13 protein-coding genes are annotated in these 13,590 nt (G+C 69.5%); 4 read left to right on the top strand and 9 right to left on the bottom strand.

Annotation, left to right across the window (positions count from 1 at the left end; genetic code table 11):
* Window positions 1-201: 201 nt before the first annotated feature.
* From NF681_04355 to def, 5 genes are read right to left on the bottom strand one after another with little or no spacing between them, the layout of a single operon-like run.
* Window positions 202-552, bottom strand: a complete 351-nt coding sequence (locus NF681_04355; protein ID UST54449.1) for an AzlD domain-containing protein — start codon at window positions 550-552, stop codon at window positions 202-204.
* Window positions 549-1,286 carry an AzlC family ABC transporter permease gene (locus NF681_04350; protein ID UST54448.1) on the bottom strand — a complete coding sequence of 246 codons (738 nt, stop codon included), beginning with the start codon at window positions 1,284-1,286 and terminating at the stop codon, window positions 549-551. The genes NF681_04355 and NF681_04350 overlap by 4 nt, the downstream gene beginning before the upstream one ends.
* Complete coding sequence (gene fmt / locus NF681_04345) at window positions 1,286-2,275, bottom strand: methionyl-tRNA formyltransferase (GenBank protein ID UST54447.1); 990 nt, start codon at window positions 2,273-2,275, stop codon at window positions 1,286-1,288. The genes NF681_04350 and fmt overlap by 1 nt, the downstream gene beginning before the upstream one ends.
* Window positions 2,276-2,285: 10 nt before the next feature.
* Window positions 2,286-2,819: a hypothetical protein gene (locus tag NF681_04340; GenBank protein UST54446.1), complete on the bottom strand. Its 534-nt coding sequence runs from the start codon at window positions 2,817-2,819 to the stop codon at window positions 2,286-2,288.
* On the bottom strand, window positions 2,816-3,349 hold the full coding sequence (def, locus tag NF681_04335) for a peptide deformylase (GenBank protein ID UST54445.1): 534 nt from the start codon (window positions 3,347-3,349) through the stop codon (window positions 2,816-2,818). The genes NF681_04340 and def overlap by 4 nt, the downstream gene beginning before the upstream one ends.
* Before the next feature lie 200 nt (window positions 3,350-3,549).
* Between def and NF681_04330 the strand changes: the two genes are divergently transcribed.
* From NF681_04330 to NF681_04320, 3 genes are all read left to right on the top strand, one after another.
* Window positions 3,550-4,755, top strand: coding sequence for a LysM peptidoglycan-binding domain-containing protein (locus tag NF681_04330; protein UST55860.1), 1,206 nt, complete (start codon window positions 3,550-3,552; stop codon window positions 4,753-4,755).
* Window positions 4,756-4,780: 25 nt separating this feature from the next.
* Window positions 4,781-5,953 carry a DNA-processing protein DprA gene (gene dprA / locus NF681_04325; protein ID UST54444.1) on the top strand — a complete coding sequence of 391 codons (1,173 nt, stop codon included), beginning with the start codon at window positions 4,781-4,783 and terminating at the stop codon, window positions 5,951-5,953.
* A gap of 64 nt (window positions 5,954-6,017) precedes the next feature.
* Window positions 6,018-6,536 carry a DUF494 domain-containing protein gene (locus NF681_04320; GenBank protein ID UST54443.1) on the top strand — a complete coding sequence of 173 codons (519 nt, stop codon included), beginning with the start codon at window positions 6,018-6,020 and terminating at the stop codon, window positions 6,534-6,536.
* A gap of 46 nt (window positions 6,537-6,582) precedes the next feature.
* On the opposite strand, the gene NF681_04315 is transcribed toward NF681_04320, so the two are convergent.
* The 4 genes from NF681_04315 to yajC all read right to left on the bottom strand — a co-directional run bounded on the left by NF681_04315 (window position 6,583) and on the right by yajC (window position 12,317).
* Window positions 6,583-8,940 (bottom strand): DUF1631 domain-containing protein, encoded by a 2,358-nt coding sequence (locus NF681_04315; protein ID UST54442.1) that lies wholly within the window; start codon window positions 8,938-8,940, stop codon window positions 6,583-6,585.
* Window positions 8,941-9,059: 119 nt separating this feature from the next.
* Window positions 9,060-10,013, bottom strand: a complete 954-nt coding sequence (gene secF / locus NF681_04310) for a protein translocase subunit SecF (protein UST54441.1) — start codon at window positions 10,011-10,013, stop codon at window positions 9,060-9,062.
* A 36-nt stretch (window positions 10,014-10,049) separates the two neighbouring features.
* Window positions 10,050-11,933 carry a protein translocase subunit SecD gene (gene secD, locus NF681_04305; GenBank protein ID UST54440.1) on the bottom strand — a complete coding sequence of 628 codons (1,884 nt, stop codon included), beginning with the start codon at window positions 11,931-11,933 and terminating at the stop codon, window positions 10,050-10,052.
* Between the two features lie 51 nt (window positions 11,934-11,984).
* On the bottom strand, window positions 11,985-12,317 hold the full coding sequence (yajC, locus tag NF681_04300; GenBank protein UST54439.1) for a preprotein translocase subunit YajC: 333 nt from the start codon (window positions 12,315-12,317) through the stop codon (window positions 11,985-11,987).
* Window positions 12,318-12,717: 400 nt separating this feature from the next.
* On the opposite strand from yajC, the gene NF681_04295 reads away from it, so the two are divergent.
* A complete protein-coding gene (locus NF681_04295; GenBank protein ID UST54438.1) occupies window positions 12,718-13,575 on the top strand; it encodes a ferritin-like domain-containing protein in 858 nt (285 codons plus the stop codon).
* Window positions 13,576-13,590: the final 15 nt, after the last annotated feature.

The raw sequence follows: 13,590 nt of genomic DNA, 5'->3' as shown, positions 1-13,590 counted from the left end.
CTCCTGCAGGAATGGACCGGGACGTGTCCTCGTGGGACCGTCGAACCGTCGGACCCGGCAGGCCGATGCATGGCGCTTCCGGGGCGGCGCCAGTCTGCAACCGCGATCACGGGCCGACCTCCGGGATTTCCATCACTCGGTGTCGCGCAGGTGCCACGTCCGCGCGACCGCAACGGCGCTGCCGGCGGGCCGCCGTCCCAGCTACCAGCCCAGTCCGAGGTGCAGCGGCAGGTACACCGCCATGCCCACGAGCATCGTGCCCAGGACGCCGCCACGCCGGAAGTACCAGGCGGCCCCGGCGACCGCCGCGAACAGGCGCGCGTCGCGCCAGGTCGCCACCAGATGCCCCTGCGTCATCACGACCTCCGGGATGACGACCGCCGCCAGGGCGGCCACCGGCGCGTAGCGCAGCGCCCGGTGCGCCCAGTCGGGCAGGCCCCAGGGCCGGTCGAGGATGAAGAAGAAGCACCGCGTGAGCACCGTGACGCCGGCCAGGCCGACGATCACGCCCAGGGTCCAGCCGTCGGTGTGGGCGCCCGCCGCCGCGTTCATGCGCCCGCTTCCTGCGGATCGCGCACGAACTGCCGCTCCAGCCAGAACGACAGCAGCACCGCCACGCCGATGCCGGTGACGATGTTGAGCTTGAGCGGCAGCGCATAGGCCGCCACCGCCGTGACCCCGGCGATCGCCGCGGCCAGCAGGCGCAGCCGCGTGGTCGCCATCGAGCACAGGATGCCCACCAGGCTCAGCACGCCCGCGAAACCCAGTCCCCAGCGCTGCGGAATCAGGTTGGCCAGCGCGATGCCCAGCAGGCTCAGACCCATCCACGACAGCCAGGTGACGCAGTAGCCGCCGGTGAGGAAGGCCTCCTGTTCACGCCGCCCCGCCTCGGTCGTCGCCGGCGTCGGATAGCGGCCGGTGAACACGGCATAGCTCAGGTCCGCCGTGAGGTAGCCGTGGGTCATGCGCCGCCAGCGCGGCATGTGCATCAGGTAGGGCCGCAGGTGCAGGCTGAACACCACGAAGCGCAGGTTGACGCAGAAACCCGTCGCCAGGATCACCCAGGCCGGCGCGCCCGCCACCAGCAGCGGAATGGCCGCGAGTTGCGAGCTGCCGGCGTAGACCAGCAGCGTCATGGCCGTCGCCTCGACGACGCTCATGCCCGACTTGACCATCGCCACGCCGGTCATGAGGCCCCAGGCGCCGATGCCCGCGGCCAGCGGCGCCATGTGCCGGAAGCCCGCGCCGAAGGCCGGCTCGCGACGCACCGCGGGGTCGAGGAACATCAGTCGAAGACCTGGCCGGGCCCGATGCCGAAGCCACGCAGGAAATCGGACGCCGACAGTCGCTTGCCGCCCGCGCGCTGGAGTTCGGTCAGCCGCAGCACGCCATGGCCGGTCGCCACGTCGATGCCCTCGGGCGTCACGGCCAGCACCGTGCCCGGCGCCGGACCCGCGCCAGGGTCGGAGCGGTCGCCAGTGGCGGCGCTCAGCGCCCGGGCCCGCCAGAACTTGACCGTTTCGCCCCCGAGCGTGCCGGTGGCGCCCGGAAACGGGTCGAAGGCGCGGACGCGGCGCGCGATGGCCGGAGCGTCCTGGCGCCAGTCGACCGGCGCCTCGTGCTTTTCGATCTTGTGCGCGTAGGTCACGCCCTCGGCGGGCTGCGGCACCGGCCGCAGCGTGCCGTCGATCGCCTGCCGCACGGTCTCGACCACCATCCGAGCGCCGAGCGCGGCCAGGCGGTCGTGCAGGCGCGCGGTGCTGTCGTCGGGCTCGATCGCGATGGCCTCGCGTGCGAGCATGTCGCCGGTGTCGAGGCCGGCGTCCATCTGCATCAGGGTGACCCCGGTCTCGGCATCGCCGGCCTCGATGGCGCGATGGATCGGCGCGGCCCCACGCCAGCGCGGCAGCAGGCTGGCGTGGATGTTGAGGCAGCCCCGACGCGGCACATCGAGCACCCACTGCGGCAGGATGAGCCCGTAGGCGGCGACGACCATCGCGTCGGGTCGCGCCTCGGCGATGGCCGCCTGCGCGGCACGCGCGTCTTCGGGATATCTGCCTTCCAGCCGCAGACCACGCGGCTGCGCGACCGCCCAACCCTGCTCGAGCGCGAAGCGCTTGACCGGCGAGGCGTGCAGCTTCATGCCACGCCCCGCGGGACGGTCGGGCTGGGTCAGCACCAGCGTGATCTCGAAGCCCGCCGCCTGCAGCGCCTCCAGCGCCACGCGCGCGAATTCCGGCGTGCCCGCGAAGGCGATCCGCGGCCGCGCGGTCATGCGGGCGCCCTCACCAGCGCATCCACTGGCGCGTGAGGTCGGGGCCCGTGTGATAGCGCGTGACGCGCCCGGCCGGATCGATGTAGATGTGCAGCAGGCGCACGTCGTTCACCGCCCGGTAGCGCCACGTCCAGACCACGCCGGCGTAGGAAGCGACCTGACGGATCTCGAACGGCCGGCCGTAGGTGCGCAGCACGTCAGCCTGGGTCCAGCCGTCGACGCGGATGGTGTCGCCGAACAGCCGCTCGTCGAGTTCCTGCCGGTTGGACACGACACGGCCCGCGGCGTCGACGTCGACGTTGCTGACCTCGGTGCCGGCCGGCGCGCGCGAATACTGCAGACGCTCGCCGCCATTGGCGAGCGGGTAGGTGGCCGTGGGCGCGCCCAGGCGCTGCAGGATGTCGGCGCGCGAGGCGCCGGGCGGTAGCCGGGTCGGATCGCTCGCGCAGCCGGCCAGCAGGCCGAACGCGGCGGCGCACATGGCCAGGGCGGCGGCGCCGCGCCGAACGGCCCGGCGCCCGGGAAAGTGGCCCGCCGCGCTCATCGCCGCCCCTCGCGCGAGTCGGCGCGCGCGTCCTCACGCTGCTGCTTCAGGAGCTTGCCCTTGATGCGGGTGCGTTTGAGCGGCGACAGGTACTCGACGAACACCTTGCCCAGCAGGTGATCGAGTTCGTGCTGGATGCAGATGGCCAGCAGGCCTTCCGCCTCGATCGTCCGGGGTTCGCCCTGGAGGTCGAGCGCGGTCACGCGCACCGCCGTGGAACGCTCCACGCCGTCGTAGATGCCGGGCACCGACAGGCAGCCTTCCTCGTTGAGCACCCGTTCCGGACTGGCCCAGACGATCTCGGGATTGATCAGCACCAGTGGCTGGTCGCGCTCCTCGGAGACGTCGATCACCACCAGGCGTTCGTGCACGTCGACCTGCGTCGCCGCCAGTCCGATGCCGCTGGCGTCGTACATGGTCTCCAGCATGTCGGCCACCAGGGTGCGGATGCGGGCGTCCACGCCCTGCACGGGCTTGGCGACCGTGTGCAGACGCGGATCGGGAAAACTGAGAATGGTTCGTTTGGCCATGGCAACTGCGGGGATAGTGTCGCTATTTTCCCCAATTCCCCGTGACGCTGCCGCCCCTGTCCGGCCAAGTCGTTGCCCTATCAGGGGCTTGCGCGCAGAATTCGTTGCAAATTGTGAGCATCCCGAGGTCGGTGCGGGTCCGGGTGCCGTTCGATCGAACCATGAAAAAATTCCTCTCTTCCGACTTCCTTTTCCAGCGCATGCCGCGCGCCTCCGGGCCTCGCGTCCTCGCGTGCGGCGGCGCATTCCTCGCCCTGGCCGCCGTGACCGGGGCCCCGACGGCCGCCGCGCAGGACTACCCCGTCACGCCCACGCAACGCGCCATCGCGCAGCAGGCGGCCCAGGACGGCGTGCCGATCGAGGAACTCGTGCCCGGCGCCCCGGACGAATACACCGTCCAACCCGGCGACACCCTGTGGGCCATCTCGCGGCTCTACCTGCGTGGCCCCTGGCGCTGGCCGGAACTCTGGGGCCTCAACCTCGGCGACATCACCAACCCGCACCGCATCTTCCCGGGTCAGGTGCTCCACCTCGACCGGGTCGGCGGCCGGGCCCGCCTGAGCACACGTCGCGGCGGTGCCGGCGGGGACATCGACACCGTCAAGCTGACCCCGCGCACGCGGGTCGAGTCGCTCGCGAGCCTGGCGCTGCCCACGCTCAAGCCCAGCCTGATCGAGCCGTTCCTGAGCGAGCCGATCGTGGTGGACGCTGACACGCTGACGCGCGCGCCGCGCGTCGTGGCGGGCAACGACAACCGCGTGCTGCTCGCCCGGGGCGACCGCGCCTACGCGCGCGGCGAGCCCGGTGCGCCGTTGCTCGATGCCCCCGGCCCCCTCAGGACCTACCGCGTCTTCCGCAACGCGACGCCGCTCGCGGACCCGGTCAGCGGCGAGATCCTCGGCTACGAGGCGCACTACCTGGGCCGGGCGCGGCTCCAGCGCAGCGAATCCACCGTGCCGGTGCGCGAGGGCGACAAGGACATCGCCCGCGTCGTTCCGGCGACGATCGACATCGTGGCGGCCCGCGAGGAGATCCGCGCCGGCGACCGCCTGCTGCCCGAGCCGCCGCGCCAGCTCGTGAGCTACACGCCGCACGCGCCGGCCATGCCGATCGATGCCCGGATCGTCTCGGTCTACGGCAACGCCGTGCAGTTCGCCGCCCAGAACCAGGTGGTGGCGATCAGCAAGGGGCTGCGCGACGGCATCGAGAGCGGCCACGTGCTGGCGATCCTGAAGAACGGCGACACCGTCCTCGACCGCACGGCCGACGGCAAGGAGTTGCTCAAGCTGCCCAGCGAACGCATCGGACTGCTCATGGTGTTCCGGCCGTTCGAGCGCGTGTCGTACGCGCTGGTGCTCGAAGTCACCGACACGCCGCGCGTGGGCGATCTGCTGGCCAATCCCTGAATCCGCGCGCGGGCTTCGACCGACGATGGGACGCGACGAACTCGCCGACTGGCTGCGCCTCGTACTGACGCCCGGCGTCGGCGACCTCACGGCGCGCCGGCTGATGGCCGCCTTCGGTCTGCCGCGTGACGTGCTGTCGCAGCCGGCCTCGATCCTGCGGGAGGTCGCGACATCCGCCCAGTGCGCCGCGCTGGGCCGGATTCCCGAGGCGCTGTCGGCGCACCTCGAGCGCACGTGCCAGTGGCTGGCTCACGACGGCGCCGACGGTGCCGTGCACCGCGTCGTCACGCTCGGCGACCCCGGCTATCCCGCCGAACTGCTGGAGATGGCCGACCCGCCGCTGATGCTCTACCTGACAGGCCCGGCCCGGTTCGACCTGACGCAGCTCGGCCGCAGCGTGGCGATGGTCGGCAGCCGGAACCCCACGGCCCAGGGGGAGGACAACGCCCGCGCCTTCGCCAGGGCGTTCGTCGCGCATGGCATCACGGTGGTCTCGGGACTGGCGCTGGGCGTGGACGGCGCCGCGCATCAAGGGGCGCTCGACGCTGCGGCCGAAGCCGCGGCGCCGTCCGGCCGACTGGCGACGGTGGCCGTGGTGGGGACCGGACTCGACCGCGTCTATCCGGCGCGCCATCGCGAACTGGCCCATCGCATCGTCCGGCACGGACTGATCGTGAGCGAGTTCCCGCTCGGAACGCCCCCGCTCAACCAAAACTTCCCCAAGCGCAACCGGATCATCGCGGGGCTCTCGCGCGGCACGCTGGTGGTCGAGGCTGCCCTGCAGTCGGGTTCGCTCATCACCGCGCGGCTGGCGGCCGAGCAGGGTCGCGAGGTCTTCGCCATCCCGGGTTCGATCCACGCGCCGCAATCGCGCGGCTGTCACGCACTGATCCGCCAGGGCGCGAAGCTGGTCGAGTCGGTGCAGGACGTGCTGGAAGAGCTGCGGCTCGACGACGACACGGCATCCTCCTCACCGCAGGCGCCGCATGCCGCTGCCGTCACCGACGAGGACAGCGCGTCGCCACGCGCGTCGGCGCTGCTGAGGCAACTCGGTTTCGACGCCGTCGGACTCGATGCCCTCTGCGCGCGCAGCGGCCAGAGCGTGGCGCAGCTGCAGGCGCAATTGCTCGAACTCGAACTCGACGGCCTCGTGGCGCGCCTGCCCGGCGGCCTGTTCCAGCGTCGCGCCTCCGCCTGAGCGCCAGCGCCGGTTCGGCGCGCTTGCGCAGGGCGCGATCGCGGCGTGGGCTATATTGACCGCCATGTTCGAAGTGCTCGCGTTTGTCTACGAAAACTACTGGCGTGGCGACGTCTGTCCCCAATCCGAGCAGCTCGGGCGCAAGCTCAGCGCACAGGGCTTCGATGCCGACGAGATCACCGTCGCGCTGCGCTGGCTCGACGAATTGAGCCAGGCGACCCAGGGCCTCCCGCTCATGCCCCATCCCACCGACGTCGCCACGGCGGTCGTCGACTCGCCCCGGGGACGGGACGACGTGCGGCCGGCATCGCCCGGCGCCATGCGTGTCTATTCGGGCGTCGAGCAGGACATGCTGGGCGCCGACTGCATGGGTTTCCTGCATTTCATGGAATCCGCGGGCGTGCTGCCCGGCGGGCTGCGCGAGATCGTCGTCGAGCGTGCGATGGCGGCGCCCTCCTGTCCGGTTTCACTGGACGATTTCAAGATCATCCTGCTGATGGTGCACTGGAGCAGCGGCCTCGAGCCGGACGCCCTGGTGCTCGACGAATTGCGCAGCGACCGCTCGGCACGCACCGCGCACTGACTGACGCGACGCTTGCGTTGGCCGGCCGCGCGGCTCGCCGGTCCGGTCAGTTCAGCAGGCTCTCGGGATGCGCGTCCAGCTTGGCCAGCGCCTCGCGCGTCGCGCGCACGGTCAGTGTCTCGTCCTCGGCCGGTACCAGCAGGCCGGTCTGCAGGTAGGAGCCGAGCCGGCCGGTCTGGATGAGGAAGCTGCGGCCGTCGGCCGAGGCAAACAGGTGCAACTGGCCACGCTCGCTGCGCCAGACGAACTGGACCTGGCTGGCGCGCCCGTTGTGGTCGAGCATGAACCAATGGCCGACCTGCAGTTCGCGCGCCCACTGCAGCATGTCCTCGGTGGCCTTGACGCTGGTGTCGGGCGCGACCTCGATGGTGGCGGCGTCGACGCCCAGCAGCAGTTCGATGCTGGCCGCGTCCAGCGACAGTTCGCCGGTGCCCTCGTCGCTCACGAAATCCTCCAGGTGCGCCAGTCGCTTGGCGAGCGCCTCGATCTGCGCGGCCGGGATCGCCTCGGTCTTGGACATGAACGCATCGGTCAGCGTCGCGCCGATGGACTTGATGTGCGTCTCCTGCGGCTCGCCGACCACGCCCAGCAGCGTCATGCCGGCGCGCAACTGCTGCAGCAGGCGCGGCAGGTCCTGGATCACACGCGCGCGATCGGGACGGCTGGGCTTCGCACTGGCGGCCCAGACGAGCTCGGAGGCGGCGCGCTTGAGCGTCACGGTCTGGACGTCCTGCGCACCGTACTTCAGGGCGGCGATGGCCAGCACCTCCGCCCAGACCTTGAAGAGGAATTCGCGGATCTCCTCGCGCACGGGCATGTCGTTGAGCATCTTGCGCAACTCGATGGTGTACTGGATCGCCATCGTCTCCTTCTGCTCGACCTGCTGCGCCACGCTCATCACGCGCTGGGTGGCGTCGCTCTGCGTCAGGTACTTGTTGAGGAAGACCACGAACTCGTCGAACACCAGCTTGAAGACGCGCTGCCCGGTCTCGGGGTATTGCTCGATCACCTGCACCACCCGACGGATCTCGCCTTCGAGGGCGCTGCCGGAAATGGCAGCGGCGTCGAAGCCCATCACGACCGAACCCATGCGGTCGATGAGCATGCGCGCCGGATGCTGGATGGTGCCGAAGAATTCGGGCTCGGCGATGGCCACGCGCAGCACCGGCATCTGCAGGCGGGCGAACCACACGCGCGCGGAAAACGGGATCCGCTCTTCCGAGAGGATGGCCTGGAACATCAGCGCGACGACCTCGACCGTCGCCTTGTCGGCCGTGGTGGGGGCGCGGCGCTTGAGTTCGCTGGTGCGTCGGCGCAATTCCGCCGCACTCTGCTGAAGCGCGAGCGCATCGTTGCCCACGGCATAGTTCGACGCCGAAGCCTGGTAGGCGACCCCGGCTTCGGCGATGGCGGCCGCGAAGGCACGCGCACTGATGCTGCCCGGTCCGCCATGATCGACGCCCGAAGCGGACCCTGGTGCGCCCAGGCCCCCTCCTTCGTTGCCGATGCGGGCGGCGACGAAGCGCTTGAGATTCTGCAGGACGCCCTGGGCACGCTGGCGGGCCGAGGTCAGCGGCGACGGGCCGCCCGGGTAGGCGAAGCGATCCTGGCCCGCCGCCATGGCAGACATGCCGTCGGCGGCCGCGGACGACATGGGAGATGCGCCGTCGAATCGACCGGCGGCCGGCGCACGCGCGGGCTCGCCTCCCGAGCGCGCGTTGCCCGAAGGCAGCGGCATGAGGCCCGAGGCGCTGCCGGCCGGGCGACGCACGAAGCTCTTGAGGTCGATCTCGGGCATCACGCCGTGGTCGACCAGGAAGACGTTGACGTCGCGGTAGGCATTGGCGACCGGCTCCAGGACCTCGCGCTGCACGACGTCCTGGAGCTTCGTCCACAGTGCGCGGCTCAGGCCGGTGGCCAGCCATTGCTCGACCCACACCTTGGCGAGGGTCTCGGGCCGCAGCACGTCCCGGCCGTCGAGTTCGGAGGTGCCTTCGAGGTGCTGGATGCGCAGGCGCAGGTCGCTGAAATCGAAATTCGCCTTGCCCTGGATCGCCTGGGCGAGCCGCGAGGACAGGATCTGGGTCTCCACGACGTCGTCGCCGATGAGTTCGAGCCTGAGGAGCGAGTTCGAGGCCGCCGCGGGACCGCTCGAGGCGAGCGCCTTGCGCCAGGCGGCCCGGGTGGTGTCGGCCCATTGATCGCCCAGCGCCTGGAAGGCGAGGAAGTCGTCGCGACGATCCTGCAGGTCACGCGCCGTGCCCGGTTCGCCCGTGAGCGTGATCAGTCGCTCGTGGAGGGCCCGTGTCACGGGCAGCACCAGCGCCTCGGTCGCCTGGACGAAGCGCTCGCGGGCTTCGCGGGCGATCTGCCGGGGGGGAACGGAGGGCCGATCGGTGCTCATGGTGTCGGGGTTGTCTGGCGTCGGGTTTCCAGCGCGTCAGCTTGCCCGGGGACACGTCGCCACACAAGAGGACGATGCCTTCGGATGGTGGACAAACGCACGGAGCGGTGCCGGCATGCTCAGACGGTGGCACCCGCGTTTGGATCGTCCGGATCGCCTTCACGCTTGGCGGCGACCTTGATCAGGTCCTCGCGCTTGATGCCCAGCCACATCGCGATCGCCGCCGCGACGAAGCACGACGAATAGATGCCGAAGCAGATGCCGATGGTGAGGGCCAGCGCGAAATAGTGCAGCGTCGGACCACCGAAGAAGAACATCGACAGCACCACCAGCTGCGTGGAGCCGTGCGTGATGATCGTGCGGCTGATGGTGGAGGTGATAGCGCTGTCGATCACCTCCGGGGTCGAGAGCTTGCGAAAGCGCCGGAAGTTCTCGCGCACCCGGTCGAAGATCACCACCGACTCGTTGACCGAATAGCCCAGGACCGCCAGCACCGCGGCCAAGACCGCGAGCGAGAACTCCCATTGGAAGAAGGCGAAGAAGCCCAGGATGATGACCACGTCGTGCAGGTTGGCCAGCACGGTGGCGACGGCGAACTTCCACTCGAAGCGGAACGCCAGGTAGATCATGATGCCCACCACCACCATGCCCAGCGCCTTCAGGCCGTTGGTGGTGAGTTCCTCGCCCACCTGCGGGCCGACGAACTCGGTGCCGCGCAACGTGGCCGACGCGTCGGCCGCCTTGAGCGCTTCCATGACCTGGGTGCTCTGCTGGGCCGAGGTCTGGCCCTTCTGCACGGGCAGGCGGATCTGCACGTCGCGCGAGGTGCCGTAGTTCTGCACCTGGACTTCCTGGTAGCCGAGCTTGCCGATGGTCTCGCGCACCTGGCCGACGTCGACCGACTGCTGGTAGGCGACCTCCATCACCGTGCCGCCCGTGAACTCCACCGAGAGGTGCAGCCCGCGATGGAACAGGAAGAACACGGCCAGCGCGAAGGTGGCGAACGAGACGATGTTCAGCACCAGGGCATGGCGCATGAACGGGATGGTGCGGTGGATGCGGAAGAATTCCATGACGGTCCTGGGACGGGTCCTTGATCGGGCGTGGGGTCAGTGGGCCTCGGCCACGGCGGCGCCGTCGGCCTTGGGACGCCAGACCGTGCCGATCGACACGCTCTTGAGCTTCTTCTTGCCGCCATACCAGAGGTTCACCAGGCCACGCGAGAAGAACACCGCCGAGAACATCGAGGTCACGATGCCGATGCAGTGCACCACCGCGAAGCCGCGCACCGGGCCGGAGCCGAAGGCCAGCAGCGCGATGCCCGCGATCAGCGTGGTCACGTTGGAGTCGAGGATGGTGCCCCAGGCGCGCTCGTAGCCGGCGTGGATGGCCGCCTGCGGCGAGGCGCCGTTGCGCAGCTCCTCGCGCACGCGCTCGTTGATGAGCACGTTGGAGTCGATCGCCACGCCGATGGCCAGCGCCATGGCCGCGATGCCGGGCAGCGTGAGCGTGGCCTGCAGCATCGACAGGATGGCCACCAGCAGCATCAGGTTGACGGCCAGCGCGATCGAGGAGAACACGCCGAACAGGGCGTAGTAGGCGCACATGAAGACCATGATCGCCAGGAAGCCGTAGGCCACGCTGTGGAAGCCCTTGCTGATGTTGTCGGCACCCAGGCTCGGACCGATGGTGCGCTCCTGGATGATTTCCATGGGCGCGGCGAGCGAGCCGGCGCGCAGCAGCAGCGCGAGGTCGTTGGCCTCGACGACGTTCATCGAGCCGGAGATCTGGAAACGGTTGCCCAGTTCGCCGTTGATCGACGGCGCCGTGAGCACTTCGCCCTTGCCCTTCTCGAAGATCAGCATGGCCATGCGCTTCCTGAAGTTCTCGCGGCTGACATCGCGCATGATGCGGCCGCCCTTGGCGTCCATCGTCAGGTCGACCTTGGGCTGCTGGGTCTGCGAGTCGAAACCCGGCTGCGCGTCGGTCAGGCTCTCGCCGGTGACCAGCACCTGCTTCTTGACGATCACGGGGCGGCCCTGGCGGTCGAGGAACTTCTCCGAGCCGAAGGGGACCGGCCCCGCACCGGTCTCGGCGGCCCGGCCCTCGGCGCTCTCGTCGACCAGGCGCATCTCCAGCGTCGCCGTGCGCCCCAGGATGTCCTTGGCCTTGGCCGTGTCCTGCACGCCCGGCAGCTGGACCACGATGCGGTCGAGGCCCTGTTGCTGGATCACCGGCTCGGCCACGCCGAGCTCGTTGATGCGGTTGTGCAGCGTCGTGATGTTCTGCTTGAGAGCGCCGTCCTGCAGCCGGCGCGCCGCCTCGGGCTTGATGGTGGCCGCGAGGAGCCAGCTGGCCCCGTCCTGGGTGTCGGCGACGACGAGATCGGGAAACTGGTCCTGGATCAGCCGCCTAGCGGCTTCGGCGCTCGCGGCATCGCGCAGGCGCACCTCGACCGTCTGGCCATTGCGGCTGACGGCGCTGCCCCGGATGTTCTTGTCGCGCAGCGCCGTGCGCAGGTCGCTCGCGAAGGACTCGGCCTTCTTGTCGATGGCACCCTTCATGTCGACCTGCAGCAGGAAGTCGACGCCGCCGCGCAGGTCGAGGCCCAGGTACATCGGAAAGGCGTGCAGCGCGCTCAGCCAGGCGGGCGAGCGCGGCACGAGGTTGAGTGCGACCACGTAGGCGGGATCGTTCGCGTCGGGCACCAGGCCGCGCTGGAGCACGTCGCGCGCCTTGAGCTGTTCGTCCGGCGTGGCGAAGCGGGCACGCACCGAGTTCGCGTCGAGCGTCAGCAGGTCGGGCACGAGGCCACCGGCCTTGAGCAGGCCCTCCACGCGCGCCTGGGTGGCGACGTCGATCTTGGTGACCGACTTGGCCGCGGAGACCTGGACGGCAGGCGCCTCGCCGAAGAAATTGGGCAGGGCATAGACGAGCCCCACCAGCAGCACGACCACGAGGATCGCGTATTTCCAGACCGGGTAACGGTTCATGATCGCATCGGTGTTGCGGCAGTGCCGCGTGGGAAAGGAGCCGGGCGCGGCTTACTTGATCGCGCCCTTGGGCAGGACCTGGACCACGGCGGTGCGCTGCACCCGGATCTCGACGCCGTTGGCGATCTCCAGACCCAGGTACTGGTCGCCCAGCGACGTGATGCGGCCGAGCAGGCCACCGGCGGTCGCCACCTCGTCGCCCTTGGCCAGCGCCTCGATCATGGCGCGGGCTTCCTTCTGACGCTTCATCTGCGGGCGGATCATGACGAAGTAGAGCACCACGAACATCAGCACCAGGGGCAGCATGCTCCCGAGCGAGGACATCAGATCGCCGCCGGTGGAAGCAGCGGGCGCGGCCTGGGCGAAGGCAGAGGAAATGAACAAGGGAGTCTCCAGCAGAAGAAAAAGGTGGGGGGCGGATCGAAGCGTCCGCGTCGTGGTCGCGGTCGGCGACGGAGCACCGCGCCTCGCGACCAGCCGGCGCGGCAGGGGTCGCTCGCGTCGAATGCCATTGTAGGGCGGCGCTTGCGACCCGCCCGGTCGTGGAGCCCGGCCCCGTCGTCCGGGCATTGGCTCGGAAAGCGTCGTCAGCCCACCGGGGCGATCCAGGCTGACGACCTTTCGTCGTCGCAGGCCACAGACGAGCGGGATTGTCCTGTGTGGAATCGGTCGGTTTCGTCGCAGAATCGTCCGAATTGCCTGTTAACTTCTGCGACCCGGCCTTGTTCCCGCGCGCGACAGCGCGCGTATCTTCTTTCTTTCCGTCAGCGCACGAAGGATCACCATGCTCTATCCGGAACTCTTCAGACAACTCGAATCCGTCCGCTGGGACATGGACCGCGACATTCCCTGGGACAAGTTCGAAGGCGACAAGCTTTCCGACGAACAGGCCCAGACCATCAAGATGAACGCCATCACCGAGTGGGCCGCCCTTCCGGCCACCGAGATGTTCCTTCGCGACAACCGCCATGACAGCGATTTCTCCGCCTTCATGTCGATCTGGTTCTTCGAGGAACAGAAGCATTCCCTGGTGCTGATGGAGTACCTCAAGCGCTTCGCCCCGCAGCACGCGCCCACCGAGCAGGAATTGCACGACATCCGCTTCGACTTCGATCCGGCGCCGCCGCTGGAGACATTGATGCTGCACTTCTGCGGCGAGATCCGTCTGAACCACTGGTATCGGCGCGCCGCCGAGTGGCACACCGAGCCGGTCATCAAGCACATCTACACCACGCTCAGCCAGGACGAGGCGCGCCACGGCGGCGCCTACCTGCGCTACATGAAGCGCGCGCTGGAGAAGTTCGGCGACGAGGCGCGCGGCGCGTTCACGAAGGTCGGCGTGCTGATGGCAAGCGCCCGGCGCACGGCGCAGGCCCTGCACCCGACCAACCTGCACGTGAGCAAGGCGCACTTCCCGAACGACACCATCCAGAGCCGCATGCCCGACCCGGACTGGCTGGAGCATTGGCTGGACCACCAGATCAAGTTTGACGCCGTCTGGGAACAGAAGGTCGGCGAGCGCATCCTGCACAACCTCAGCCTGCTGATGAACCGCAGCTTCAAGACCGTGCAGGAACTCAACCGCTATCGCAAGGAACTCGCGTCCTCGCTCGGGCCGAAGCCGGAATACCAGGGCGCCTGAACCGCTGCGTCGCCC

The sequence above is a fragment of the Comamonadaceae bacterium OTU4NAUVB1 genome, from assembly GCA_024372625.1.
In the GTDB taxonomy this organism is placed as follows: Bacteria; Pseudomonadota; Gammaproteobacteria; order Burkholderiales; family Burkholderiaceae_C; genus Variovorax.
This window is presented reverse-complemented; position numbering and strand designations above follow the sequence as displayed.